Source organism: Amycolatopsis sp. 3B14 (assembly GCF_050958625.1).
In the GTDB taxonomy this organism is placed as follows: Bacteria; Actinomycetota; Actinomycetes; order Mycobacteriales; family Pseudonocardiaceae; genus Amycolatopsis_E; species Amycolatopsis_E thermoflava.
Genome location: NZ_JBHZEN010000021.1, coordinates 185,169 through 198,063, shown reverse-complemented (window position 1 = coordinate 198,063; position 12,895 = coordinate 185,169). Strand labels below are relative to the sequence as shown.

Annotated in this window: 11 protein-coding genes; 2 read left to right on the top strand and 9 right to left on the bottom strand. The window is 73.3% G+C overall.

Annotated features, from left to right (window positions below; all coding sequences use genetic code 11):
- Nucleotides 1-20: 20 nt before the first annotated feature.
- The 5 genes from ACCP09_RS12235 to ACCP09_RS12215 form a co-directional block, all read right to left on the bottom strand.
- Entirely contained in the window at nt 21-974 is a 954-nt protein-coding gene (locus ACCP09_RS12235) for a DUF389 domain-containing protein (RefSeq protein ID WP_027928664.1), read from the bottom strand.
- Nucleotides 975-979: 5 nt separating this feature from the next.
- The gene (gene aspS, locus ACCP09_RS12230) at nt 980-2,749 is read right to left on the bottom strand and encodes an aspartate--tRNA ligase (protein ID WP_027928663.1); all 1,770 of its coding nucleotides are present in this window, start codon (nt 2,747-2,749) and stop codon (nt 980-982) included.
- 105 nt (nt 2,750-2,854) lie between these two features.
- Nucleotides 2,855-4,300, bottom strand: a complete 1,446-nt coding sequence (locus ACCP09_RS12225; RefSeq protein WP_433745898.1) for an Rv2578c family radical SAM protein — start codon at nt 4,298-4,300, stop codon at nt 2,855-2,857.
- 31 nt (nt 4,301-4,331) lie between these two features.
- Entirely contained in the window at nt 4,332-4,979 is a 648-nt protein-coding gene (locus ACCP09_RS12220; protein WP_378336671.1) for an alpha/beta fold hydrolase, read from the bottom strand.
- Nucleotide 4,980: 1 nt separating this feature from the next.
- Entirely contained in the window at nt 4,981-5,478 is a 498-nt protein-coding gene (locus tag ACCP09_RS12215; protein WP_027928660.1) for a pyridoxamine 5'-phosphate oxidase family protein, read from the bottom strand.
- Nucleotides 5,479-5,562: 84 nt separating this feature from the next.
- On the opposite strand from ACCP09_RS12215, the gene ACCP09_RS12210 reads away from it, so the two are divergent.
- The gene (locus ACCP09_RS12210; protein WP_433745989.1) at nt 5,563-6,156 is read left to right on the top strand and encodes a winged helix-turn-helix transcriptional regulator; all 594 of its coding nucleotides are present in this window, start codon (nt 5,563-5,565) and stop codon (nt 6,154-6,156) included.
- Between the two features lie 978 nt (nt 6,157-7,134).
- Here the strand turns inward: ACCP09_RS12210 and ACCP09_RS12205 are convergent.
- A complete protein-coding gene (locus ACCP09_RS12205) occupies nt 7,135-8,214 on the bottom strand; it encodes a threonine aldolase family protein (RefSeq protein WP_433745893.1) in 1,080 nt (359 codons plus the stop codon).
- Between the two features lie 99 nt (nt 8,215-8,313).
- Between ACCP09_RS12205 and ACCP09_RS12200 the strand changes: the two genes are divergently transcribed.
- Nucleotides 8,314-9,774, top strand: coding sequence for a benzaldehyde dehydrogenase (locus tag ACCP09_RS12200; RefSeq protein ID WP_027928657.1), 1,461 nt, complete (start codon nt 8,314-8,316; stop codon nt 9,772-9,774).
- A gap of 31 nt (nt 9,775-9,805) precedes the next feature.
- Here the strand turns inward: ACCP09_RS12200 and ACCP09_RS12195 are convergent, their stop codons facing one another.
- From ACCP09_RS12195 to ACCP09_RS12185, 3 genes are all read right to left on the bottom strand, one after another.
- A complete protein-coding gene (locus ACCP09_RS12195) occupies nt 9,806-11,656 on the bottom strand; it encodes a Na+/H+ antiporter (RefSeq protein WP_027928656.1) in 1,851 nt (616 codons plus the stop codon).
- Nucleotides 11,653-11,928 carry a helix-turn-helix domain-containing protein gene (locus ACCP09_RS12190; protein ID WP_027928655.1) on the bottom strand — a complete coding sequence of 92 codons (276 nt, stop codon included), beginning with the start codon at nt 11,926-11,928 and terminating at the stop codon, nt 11,653-11,655. The genes ACCP09_RS12195 and ACCP09_RS12190 overlap by 4 nt, the downstream gene beginning before the upstream one ends.
- A gap of 110 nt (nt 11,929-12,038) precedes the next feature.
- Entirely contained in the window at nt 12,039-12,890 is an 852-nt protein-coding gene (locus ACCP09_RS12185; RefSeq protein WP_433745888.1) for an SDR family oxidoreductase, read from the bottom strand.
- Nucleotides 12,891-12,895: the final 5 nt, after the last annotated feature.

Here is a 12,895-nt window from a genome sequence, read left to right as displayed (position 1 = left end):
TACTAGCGGGCGAACGTCGCTCACCACAACGATTTTTCCACTTCCGGCAACGGCCGCACGGTGACGGAAGCGCCCCGGCGCCGCCGCAGCAACAAAACGACGGCCGCCGCCGCCACGATCCCGACGAGGTTCACGGCCAGCTGGCCGAACGACTGCGCCGCCTTCGACCACTCCCCCACGACCGCCGCGACCACCGCGTATCCGGCGGCGGGAACGGTCGTCACCGAGATGAACACCCCGACCAGCGCGGCCGATTTCGCCGACGTCATCGACAGCATCCCGGCCGCACCGGCGAGCAGAGCGACGATCAGCGAGTACCACCCGACCTCGTACACGAAGTCCACCTCGTGGGACTCGCGGAACGCGCTGACGTCGAGCAGCCCCACGAACCAGGTCAGCACCGTGACCCCGGCGGTCACCAGCATCGCGACCGGGAACCCGAGCGCCAGCGCAATCGCCGCGCGGCGGACCAGGTCCCAGCGCCGCAGCACCAGCCCGACCGCGATCGCGGCGAGCGGACCGAACTCCGGACCCACCACCATCGCGCCGACGATGGTCACCGGGGAATCGGTCACGATGCCGACCGACGCCAGCAGGCACGCGATCGTCAGGAACGTCAGGAACGTGAAGTTGAGCCGCGACTCCTCGCCGGTGCGGTTCAGCAGCTCCTGCCAGACGACCGCGTCCGCACCCTCGCCCGGCGCGCTTTCCTCGGCGCGGTCGGCCGAATCGGACAGCGCGGTGTCAAGGGATTCCAGCGTGATCGCGCCGCTGTGGTCCAGCCCCAGTTCGCACAGCGCTTCGAGCACCTCGTCGGCGGCCTCGCGGGCGACGTCGGCCTCGATGAGGTCGCCCGCCGGGGACACGGCGGCACCCGTGTGCACGATCAGGTGCGCCGTGCCGGGCTGGTCCCGCAGCACCGCCAGCGCCCGCTCAGTGTCCTCCGGCGGACTGACGACCCGCAGGTGCAGCACCGCGGTCAGCCCTTGGGCGCCGGGGGCTTCGCGTCCACGCCCGCCTCGCGGCGCTGCTGGGCCGTGATCGGGGCCGGGGCGCCGGTCAGCGGGTCGTAGCCGCCGCCGGTCTTCGGGAACGCGATGACGTCGCGCAGCGACTCGGCCTTGGCCAGCAGCATCACGATGCGGTCCCAGCCGAACGCGATGCCGCCGTGCGGCGGGGCGCCGAAGGAGAACGCGTCGAGCAGGAAGCCGAACTTCTCCTGCGCCTCGGCCTCGGACAGGCCCATCACCTCGAAGACGCGCTTCTGCACGTCGGCGCGGTGGATACGGATCGAGCCGCCGCCGATCTCGTTGCCGTTGCAGACCAGGTCGTAGGCGTAGGCCAGGGCGTTGCCCGGGTCGGACTCGAACTTGTCGATCCACTCCGGGGTCGGCGAGGTGAAGGCGTGGTGCACCGCGGTCCACTTGCCCGAGCCGACGGCCACGTCGTCGGTCTCGTCGGCCGCCTCGAACAGCGGGGCGTCGACCACCCACACGAAGGACCACTCGTCCTCGTCGATCAGGCCGAGCCGGTGCCCGATCTCCACACGAGCCGCGCCGAGCAGGGCGCGGGCCTCGCGGGGCTTGTTCGCGGCGAAGAAGACGCAGTCGCCGGGCTTGGCGCCGACGGCCTCGGCCAGACCCTCGCGCTCCTTTTCGGAGATGTTCTTCGCGACCGGGCCGGACAGCGTGCCGTCCTCGCCGATGAGCACGTAGGCCAGGCCCTTCGCGCCGCGCTGCTTGGCCCACTCCTGCCACGCGTCGAGCTGGCGGCGGGGCTGGTCGCCGCCGCCGGGCATGACGACCGCGCCGACGTAGGGCGCCTGGAAGACGCGGAACGGGGTGTCGGCGAAGTACTCGGTCAGGTCGGTCAGCTCGAGCCCGAAGCGCAGGTCCGGCTTGTCGGTGCCGTACTTCGCCATGGCGTCGGCGTAGGTCATCCGGGCGATCGGGCGCGGGATCTCGTGGCCGATCAGCTTCCACAGCGCCGACACGACGGCCTCGCCGACCGCGATCACGTCGTCCTGGTCGACGAAGCTCATCTCGATGTCGAGCTGGGTGAACTCCGGCTGCCGGTCGGCGCGGAAGTCCTCGTCCCGGTAGCAGCGGGCGATCTGGTAGTACCGCTCCAGGCCGCCGACCATGAGCAGCTGCTTGAACAGCTGCGGCGACTGCGGCAGCGCGTACCAGGAGCCGGGGCGCAGGCGGGCGGGCACCAGGAAGTCGCGGGCGCCCTCCGGGGTGGAGCGGGTCATCGTCGGGGTCTCGACCTCGACGAAGCCCTGGTTGTGCAGCACCTCGCGCGCGGCGCGGCTGACCTCGCTGCGCAGGCGGATGGCGCGGGCCGGGCCGTTGCGGCGCAGGTCGAGGTAGCGGTACTTGAGCCGCACCTCCTCGCCGACGTCGACGCGGTCGTCGATCGGGAACGGCAGCACGGCGGCCTCGGACAACACCTCCAGCTCCGTGGCCAGCACCTCGATGGCGCCGGTCGGGATCTCCGGGTTTTCGTTGCCCGCCGGACGCTGCGAGACCTCGCCGGTGACCTTGACGCAGAACTCGGAGCGCAGCTGGTGGGCGCGCTCGGCCATCTCGCCCTCGCGGAACACCACCTGGGCGACCCCGCTGGCGTCCCGCAGATCGATGAAGATCACCCCGCCGTGATCGCGCCGCCGGGCGACCCACCCGGTGAGCGTGACGATCTGGCCGGCGTGCTCGGCACGCAGGGTGCCGGCGTCGTGGGTGCGAAGCACTGCGGTTGTTCTCCTTGCGAGGCGTTCGGCTCGTGCGTCAGCAGGGGTTTTGCTGCCCGTATGAGGCTAACGAACGCCCCGGCGGAGGAGTCCACCAGGCTTTCCTTACAGCAGGCTCAGCTGTTCGCCCCGCTCCGGGCGCTCCGGCTCGCGCTGCGCGGGCAGGCGGTGCGACTCGGCGCGGCGGTTCAGGCCGTGGCGCCGCAGCAACGGCGCGACCCGCGCGGACAGCGCCCGCCGGTACGCGGGCATGGCGTAGCTGCCGCGGCCGTAGATCTCGCGGTAGCGCTCGATCAGGTCCGGCCGGTGGGCGCCGAGCCAGCGGGCGAACCACTCCCGCGCGCCGGGCCGCACGTGCAGCGCGAGGACGGTGGCGCGGGTGGCGCCGGCGGCCGCGATCTCGGCGAACAGCGGGTCCAGAGCCTCCTCGCTGTCGGTGAGGCCGGGCAGCACCGGGGCGACCAGCACCTGGCAGGGCAGGCCGGCGTCGGTGATGCGGCGGACCAGGTCCAGCCGGGCGCGCGGGCTGGGGGTGCCGGGTTCGAGGCTGCGTTGCAGGTCGCGGTCGAGCAGCGCGATCGACACCGCCATGCCCACGTCGACCTCCCGTGACGCGGCGGTGAGCAGGGGCAGGTCCCGGGTGAGGACGGTGCCCTTGGTGAGGATCGAGAACGGCGTGCCGGACCCGGTGAGCGCGCGAATGATGCCGGGCATCAGCCGGTAGCGGCCCTCGGCCCGCTGGTAGGGGTCGGTGTTGGTGCCCATGGCGACGTGCTCGCGCTGCCAGCTCGGGCGGCGCAGCTGGGCGGCGAGGACCTCGGGGGCGTTCACCTTCACCACGACCTGGGTGTCGAAGTCGCGGCCCGCGTCGAAGTCGAGGTAGGTGTGCGTGTTGCGGGCGAAGCAGTTGTGGCTGACGACCCCGGCCGCGACGAAGTCGCCGGTGCCCGTGGTGATGTCGAACAGGGTCTCGTCGCGGCCGAGCGGTTCGATGGCGACGACGTCCAGCGCCGCGTCCGGTTCGACGCGGTCGCCCGCGGGGCCCAGCAGGGTGTCCCCGGGCGAGAGGTGCGGCCGGTCGTCGCCGGTGACGTGCTGCCAGCCCTTCTCGGTGAGGAAGCGGTGGTCGCCGCTGGCGACCAGGATCGTCCCGTTCCGCAGCGTCAGCCGGTGGGCCGGCTTCACGGTGGTCCAGTGCGCGAGCACCGTGGTGGGCACGAGGCGCCGGGCCGTGCCGCGGACCGCCGTGCCCAGGATCCGGTCGCCGACACGGAGATCGGCCATCGGCTTCGCGCTCCCGTCGGCCATCCGGATCGGGGTGTCCCCGGCGAGGCAGTAGGTGCAGGCGTGGCTGCAGCCGCGGTAGGGGTTGACGGTCCAGCCGAACGGGACCATCGACTCGCCCGGCACCTTGTTGAGCACCGAGCGGGCGCGGACCTCGTGGAACGTGACGCCCTGGAACTCCGGCGGCGCGACCGTCCGGACCAGGCCGTCCAGGCCGAGCAGAGCCGGCTGCGGGTCACGGCCGGCGCGTTGGTTCTCCCACCTCACCCACTCAGTCGAACACGCGTTCGAAGCGCTGTCAACACCACGAGGTCAGGAGGTCGGCCAGCTCACGCGGGCGGCTCAGCGCGTTCAGGTGCCCGCCGGGGACCTCGTCCAGCTCCAGGCCCAGCCGCTCGCGCACCACGCGGCGCTGGAACTCCAGCGGGAAGAACCGGTCGTCGCGGCCCTGGACGAACCGGGTCGGCACGTCCGGCCACTTCTCCAGCGGCCACGGCGTGGTGAACGGCGTATCCGACTGCCGCGGCTCGCCGCGCTGGAGGGCTTCGGCCTTCACGTCGGGCGGGAGGTCGTGCAGGAAGTCCCGCTCGGTGTCCATCCCCTCCGGGTGGGCCTCGTGGTAGCCGGTGTTGGCCCACCACTCGCCGCCGGTCTCGCCCGGCGCCGGGACCATCGCGTTGACCAGCACCAGGAGCGACACCGGCACGCGTGCGCAGGCGAGCGGGGCGGTGAAGCCGCCCATCGACTGGGCGACCAGCACGACGCCCTCGCGGTCGCCGATCGCCCGCACGACCAGGTCGGTGTACTCGGCCAGTCCGGCGGAGTCGTCCTCGGCCGGGAGGTCGACGGCGATCGCCTCGTGGCCGCGCCGGGTCAGCTCCGGCACGAGCCGGTGCCAGTACCACGCCTCACCGCCCGCGCCGGGGACGAGCACGAAGGTCGCCATGTCACCGCCCCCGCCGCGCGAAGTCCTCGGCGGTCCGGCCGCCGGGGAACCGTTCCTGGAAGTCGAAGGTGCCCGCCCACGACGGCCGGACGGCGATGCGCGCCATCCGCAGACCGGGCCGGTCCACCTCGGCGACGGCGGCGGCGCCGTGCTCGGGCCCGTAGTACCGGCGCTGGGCGGCGGCGTATTCCGGGAGCACGCCGTCGACCTCGGTGACCACGGCGTTGCCGCGCAGCAGCAGTACCTCCGGCGGCGGGCCTGCCCGGTCGATCGTGACCGCGACCGCGGGATTCGCGCGCAGCGCGGCGAGCTTGGCGGTGCCGGCGAACGTCGCCATCACCAGCTCGTCGCCGGTCCAGTGGAACAGCATCGGCAGCACGCGGGGCGTGCCGTCCGGCGCGACGTAGGCGAGGCGGGCGAGCTCGGTCGAGGCGAGCATCCGCTGGGCGAGGTCGGTGTCGAGGAGCCTGAGGTCTCCCTGCGGGAGGGTTGTCGTCATGCTCCTAATTTAGGAGTGACTGGTGTCACTGCGCAAGTAGGAGCTACTCTTTTTCTCGTGCGGAGTTACGACGACCCCTGCGGGGTGGCCAGGGCGCTGGACGCGGTGGGCGAGCGGTGGGCGCTGCTCGTGGTGCGCGAGCTGCTGCTGGGGCCGAAGCGGTTCCGCGACCTGAGCCGGTCGTTGTCGGGGATGAGCCAGAACGTGCTGTCGCAGCGGCTGCGGGAACTGGAGGCGGCCGGCGTGGTGCGACGGCGGCGGCTCGGGCCGCCCGCCAGCACCAGCGTGTACGAGCTCACCGAGCACGGCGCCGAGCTGGAGGCGGTCGTGCTGGCCCTGGCGCGGTGGGGCAGCCGCCGCCCGGTGCCGCCGGCCGGGGAGCTGAGTGTGGACGCACTGGTCCTGGCGCTGCGGACGACCTTCTCGGCGGAGCGGGCGGGCGACCTGTCGGCCCGGGTGGCGCTGCGGCTGGGGGACGACGCGTTCCTGGCCAGGGTCGATTCCGGCGAGTTCTCGATCGAGCGAGGCTCCGGCGAGGCCGACGCGACGCTGGAGACCGACGCGAGCACCCTGCGGTCGCTGGTGTTCCTCGGCGCCCGCCTGAACGACGCGGCGGTGACCGGCGACCGGGGCGTGGTCGAGCGGTTCCTCGGCTGCTTCCCACGCCCGAGCGCCTGACCGTCGCGGGCGACGCGCTCGGCGCACGAGGCCGATGCAACGCCGGAGACGTTGCGGTCGCTGGTGTTCCTCCACGCCCGCCTGAACGACACCGCAGTCACCGGCGACCGAGCGGCCGCCGGCGGCGCGACTCAACGCACACGGCCGATGCGACGCTGGAGACCGACGCGAGCACGTTGCGGTCGCTGGTGTTCCTCGGCGCCCGCCTGAACGACGCGGCGGTGACCGGCGACCGGGGCGTGGTCGAGCGGTTCCTCGGCTGCTTCCCGCGCCCGAGCGGCTGACGATCGCCGCGGCGCGGCCCAGGACGCGGGGGCCGATGCGACGCTGGAGACGTTGGGGGCACTGGTGTTCTTCCGCGGCACCTGAACGACACCGCGGTCACCGGCGACCGAGCGGCCGCCGGCGGCGCGACTCAACGCACACGGCCGATGCGACGCTGGAGACCGACGCGAGCACGTTGCGGTCGCTGGTGTTCCTCGGCGCCCGCCTGAACGACGCGGCGGTGACCGGCGACCGGGGCGTGGTCGAGCGGTTCCTCGGCTGCTTCCCGCGCCCGAGCACCTGACGATCGCCGCGGCGCGGCCCAGGACGCGAAGCCTTGCGACGCTGGAGACGTTGGGGGAACTGGTGTTCTTCCGCGGCACCTGAACGACGCCGCGGCGACCGGGTGGCGGCCGAGCGGTTCCTCGGCTGCTTCCCGCACCCGGGCGCGGGACGGTCACCGGCGCCGCTCGGCGCGCGGTCGACCAGCCGCTGAAGACCAACGCGAGCAAGTTGCGGTCGCTGGTCTTCCTCGGCGCCCGCCTGAACGATGCCGCACTGACCGGCGACCGGGGCGTGGCCGAGCGGTTCCTCGGCTGCTTCCCGCGCCCGAGCGGCTGACACCGCCCGCGGCGCGGTTCAGTGCGCACGATCGAGCAGCCATTGGAGACTTCTCGGCTGCTTCCCGCACCTGACGATCGCCCGCGGCGCGGCTCAGCGCGCGCCGTCGAGCAGCTCGTGCAGCAGGGCGACCACCTCCGGCGGCGTGAAGTCCATTGTGGTCTCCCCGACACTGACCTCGAAGGAGCACCGCCGGGGGTCCGGGGCCGAGCGCACCCGCAGGAACAACTGCACGCCCTTCTCGGCGATCAGCTCCTCCGCCGCGCGCTCCACCGCGGCCTTCGGCGCCGGGAGGTGGACGTGGAACATCCCGGCCTGCGGCGGGTCCGGGTGCGCGTACGCCACGCCGTCCTGGTTGATCGCCGCCGCCAGGGACCGGGCGTGGGCGTGGAACTCCGGCATCCGCGGCAGCACCGAGTCCAGCCCGTCCAGGGCCGCGAGCGCCAGCGGCCACGCGTCGGGGATCGCGCCGCCAAGTCGGCGGCGCCAGACCGCCACCTCCGACACCAGCGCCTCGTCGCCGGCGAGCACCGCTCCCCGCACGCCTTGCAGTCCTTTGTAGAGCGACACGTACACGCTGTCGAACAGCCCGGCGATCTCGGCGAACTCCTTGCCGTAGAACGGTTGCGACTCCCACAGCCGCGCGCCGTCGAGGTGCGCCGCCGCGCCGCGTGAGCGCGCGAGACCGACCTGCGCGACCAGCTCGTCCCACGACGGCAGCAACCCGCCGAGGTCCCGCTGCGGCAGCTCCCACACCATGGCCGCGAGCGGCTCCCCCACCGCCTCCAGGTCCGCGAGCGTCATCAGCTCGTTGCGGTCCCCCACCGGCCGGAACCGCAGCCCGTGCACCGCCGCGTAACCCTGCTCCTCCCAGTTGTCCAGGTGCGTGTGCGGGTGCGCGGCGAAGGTCCGCCGCCCGGACCGGTCCGCGTGCACCCGCAGCGCCGCCTGCTGCGCCATCGTCCCGCTCGGGAAGAACAACGCCGCCGGCTTGCCCAGCAGCGACGCGATCCGCGCCTCCAGAGCCGCCACGGGCTCCGCGGGCGACAGGTCCTCCCCCGCCCGCGCCAGCATCCGTTCGAGCACCTCCCGTGGCCGCCGCCGCACCGGGCCGTGCGAGGCGAGCGTCCGCCGGATCTTCGAGTCGTCCACGGGCGCGATCTTCCCAGCCACCACCGACAGTTTTCCGGGCTTCCACTCAGTGAAAGACCCACTGGCGTGCCCGGAACAGCTCAGGAGGATGGCGGAAAACCTCGCGCATCAGGAGTGACAGTGAGCTTTCTCGACGACGAGAAGTGGACCGGACGCGTCTTCACCGGCAGCTGGGAGCGCGCGGCGGGCGGCGACGCGGCCGTCATCGAGCCCGCGACCGGCGACGAACTGGGGCGCGTCGGCATCGCCTCGCCCCAGGACCTGGCGGCCTCGGCGGCCAAGGCGGCCGAGGCGCAGCGCGCCTGGGCGGCGACCTCCTTCCAAGAACGCGCCGCGGTCCTGCGCCGCGCCGGCGACCTGTGGCAGCAGCACGCCGCCGAGCTGAAGGACTGGCTGATCCGCGAGTCCGGCAGCATCCCCGGCAAGGCCGACTTCGAACTGCACGTCGCCGCGCAGGAGTGCTACGAGGCCGCCGCGCTGCCCTCCCACCCGACGGGCGAGGTCCTGCCGAGCGAGGCGCCGCGGCTGAGCATGGCCCGCCGCGTGCCTGCCGGTGTGGTGGGCGTAATCGCGCCGTTCAACGCGCCGCTGATCCTGTCGATCCGCTCGGTCGCGCCGGCGCTGGCGCTGGGCAACAGCGTCGTGCTCAAGCCGGACCCCCGCACCGCGGTCTGCGGTGGCGTGGCGCTGGCCCGGGTCTTCGAGGAGGCCGGGCTGCCCGCCGGGGTGCTGCACGTGCTGCCGGGCGGCCCGGACGTCGGCGCCGCGCTGGTCGAGGACAAGCACGTCCGCGTCATCTCGTTCACCGGCTCGACCGCCGCGGGCCGCGCGGTCGGCGAGTCCGCCGGCCGCCACCTCAAGCGCGCCCACCTGGAGCTGGGCGGCAACTCGGCGCTGATCGTGCTCGACGACGCCGATCTGGAGCAGGCGATGAGCGCCGCGGCGTGGGGCTCGTTCTTCCACCAGGGCCAGATCTGCATGACCACCGGGCGGCACCTGGTGCACGCCTCGCTCTACGACGAGTACGTGGACCGCCTCGCGGAGAAGGCCGACCACTTGCCGGTGGGCAACCCGTTCACCGACCAGGTCGCGCTCGGCCCGATCATCGACGCCAAGCAGCGCGACAAGATCCACGGCCTGGTGACGTCCAGTGTGGACGCCGGGGCGAAGGTCGCCGCGGGCGGCACGTACGAGGACCTCTTCTACCGCGCCACCGTGCTCGCCGGCGCCGGCCCCTCGGTGCCCGCCTACGACCAGGAGGTGTTCGGCCCGGTCGCCCCGGTCGCGAAGTTCACCAGCCTGGACGAGGCCGCGAAGCTCGCGTCGGAGAGCGAGTACGGGCTGTCGCTGGGCATCATCACCGCGGACGTGGCGAAGGGACTCGCGCTGGCCGACCGGATCCCGACCGGCATCGCGCACATCAACGACCAGACGGTCAACGACGAGGCCCTGGCCCCGTTCGGCGGCGTGTTCGACTCCGGCACCGGCTCCCGCTTCGGCGGGCCCGCCGCGAACATCGAGGCGTTCACCGAGACCCGCTGGGTCACGATGCGCGGCGACGTCGCCGGCTACCCGTTCTGACGCGCGGCGGGGGCGCCGGCGGCGCCCCCGCTCAGCCGACGATCCCGTCCACGAAGCACCAGCGCCAGTTCTCGCCGGGCTCGTAGCTGCGGATCACCGGGTGACGCGTGTCGTGGAAGTGCTGCGTGGCGTGCTTGCGCGGCGACGAGTCGCAGCAGCCGACGTGCCCGCATTCCAGGCACAGCCGCAGGTGCACCCACGACGAGCCCTCGCGCAGGCAGTCGACGCAGCCCTCGGCGTCGGTCTCCGGCACGCGTGCCTTCTCCAGGTGCTCGCAGGTGCCCGCCGTGGCCTCGGGGGTCTCCAGCTCACGTTCCATGCCCGGCTCCTCCTCGGGTCGCTCCAGCAGCGACTCCTCGATGTCCAGTCCGTCCATCACCCGCCGGAGCACCTCGTCGTCGGCGGTGCCCCGGTCCCGCGCGGTGAGCAGGACGTCCCGCTCGGCCGCGAGCATCTCGGCACGCAGCCGACGGTACGCGTCGCTGGGGGTCTCCTCCAGCGAACTGAGCCTGCCGAGGTTCTCCCACGCCGAGTCCGACCGGTAGGACTGCTTGTCCCGCAACCGGTCGATGACCTCGGGCGGGTCGGCCGGGCGGCGGATCTCCTCCAGCCGGGCCAGGCCCGCGGACGTCATGTCGTGCAGCAGCGCGGCCTCCTGCAGCGCGTCCTCCGCCGGGTTGGGCGGCGGCAGGCGCAGGCGGCGCACCAGGCCGGGCAGGGTCATGCCGTGCAGCAGCAGCGTTCCGGCCACGACGACGAACGCCGCCAGCACCAGCACCGCGCGCTGCGGGGTGTCGTCGGGGAGCACGAACGCGGCGGCGAGCGTGACCACGCCACGCATCCCGGCCCACGAGATCACCGCGAAGTACGACCACGGGGTGCGTTCGCCCGGCCGCATCCGCGCCACGAACCCGTACCCGAACACCCACACGATCCGGGCGAGGATGGTCGCGGCCAGCACGCCGGCGCAGATCAGCGTCAGCTCCCACCACGCGAGCCGGGAGTCGCCGACCTCCTCGACGATGCGCCGCACCTGCAGCCCGATCAGCAGGAAGACGACGTTCTCCAGCAGGAACTGGACGGTGCGCCAGTTCAGCCTGCTGGCCAGGCGGGACGGCCCGGACAGCAGCTTCGGCGTCTGGTGCCCCATGATCAGCCCGGCCACGACGACCGCCACCACCCCGGAGCCGTGGATGGCTTCGGCGGGCAGGTAGGCCAGGAACGGGATGACGAGCGACCACGCGGTGTCCATCACCGGGTCGGTCAGGCGGCGGCGCAGCAGGCTCGCCGCCCACCCGATCAGCGCGCCGACCGCGACGCCCCCGCCAGCGGCGAGCAGGAAGTCGCCGCCGACCTCCCAGATGCTGACCGCCCCGGCGATCGCGGCGATGGCCGTGCGCAGCGACACGAGCGCGGCCGCGTCGTTGAGCAGGCTTTCGCCCTCCAGGATCCGCACGATGCGGCGCGGCATGCCGACCCGGCGGGCGACCGCGGTGGCGGCGACCGCGTCCGGCGGCGCGACGACCGCGCCGAGCGCGAACCCGGCGGCCAGCGGGATGCCGGGCACGATGAGCCACACGACCCAGCCGACGACGAGCGTGGTGAACACGACCAGGCCGACGGACAGGGCCGCGATCGGCACGCGGTTGGCCCGGAAGTCGAACAGCGGCGTGCGGATCGCGGTGGCGTACAGCAGCGGCGGCAGCAGGCCGATCAGGACGACCTCGGGGTCGAGGTGGTAGTCCGGCACGCCGGGGACGAAGGACGCCGCGACGCCGATCAGCACCAGGCACAGCGGCGGCGACCAGTTGAGGCGCTGCGCGATGCCGGTGACGACGAGGACGACGGCCACCAGCACGGCCAGCTCGACGGCGACGATCATCGGGACCGCGCCGCCGTCGCCTCGCCTGCCAGCGGCGCGGCGACCTCGTAGAGGCGGGGGGTGGCGCGCCAGAAGTGGCTGCGGCCGACGATCCGGCGTCGGGCGTACCCGCGGCTTTCCAGTGTGTAGACGATCGAGGCGCACGTGGCGAGCGGGATGGCCGTCGCCCGCGCGAGCGCGGTGAGGGTGAGGCCCTCACCGGCCTCGACGAGGGTCTCCAGCACGGTCAGCGTGCGGTCGACCGAGGGGGATGCCGGTCTGTCCGACGCCATGCGCGGTGCCTCTCGGGGTGATCTTCTCGGGTCTCGATGATAGTCACCCCGGTCAGGGAGCGTGAAGGCCACCGTCAGCACGCTGAACGTCCCGGCGGTGGCCGCCCGCCTCACTTCAGGTGCGCCCACGCCTCCGGCTCGGCGGCGAGGAACTCGGCGAAGGTCCACGGACGCCGCCCGGTGACGTGCTCGACGGTGTGGCTGGTGACCGACACCTCGCCCGTCGCGATGGCCGCGTACGAGCCGACCCAGCCGTCGATCTCCCACTCCTGCGCGCCCGCCCGCGACGCGCGCGCCTCCTCCAGTGTCTCGGCGTGGTAGGTGATCTTCCGCCCGGTGACCTCGCTCAGCAGGGCCGCGGTCTCGTGCAGGTCGATGGCTTCGGGGCCGGTGACGTCGTAGACCTGGTTGGCGTGCGCGTCGTCGAGCAGGCATTCCACGGCCAGCCGCGCCACGTCCTGCCGCGCCACCCACGCCAGCCGCCCGTCGGCGGACGGGCCGCGCAGCACCCCGTCAGGCCCGACGAAGTGCGGCGCGACGTCGGCGTAGAGCGTGTTGCGCAGCGCCGTCAGCCGCAGCCCGGACTCCCGGATCAGCCGCTCGGTCTCCGCGTGCTCGCGGGCGAAGGTGAACGTCGCCAGCGGGGCCGCGCCGAGGAAGGAGGTGTAGACGACGCGGTCGACCCCGGCCTCGGCGGCGGCCCGCACCGCGCTGCGGTGCAGTTCCATCCGCTCCGGACCTTCGTGGCCGGACACCAGGAACAGCGTCGAAACCCCGGCCAGCGCGTCACGGAACCCGGCGGTGTCGGCGTAGTCCGCCGCGACGACCTCGGCGCCCTCGGTCTTGGGCGCCCGCGCCGGGTCACGCACGCACAACCGCTGCGGCACACCCCGCTCCGCGAGGAGCGCGGCCACCCGCGAACCCAGCTGCCCGGTGGCCCCGGTGACGGCGATCCTGCCCATGGTCC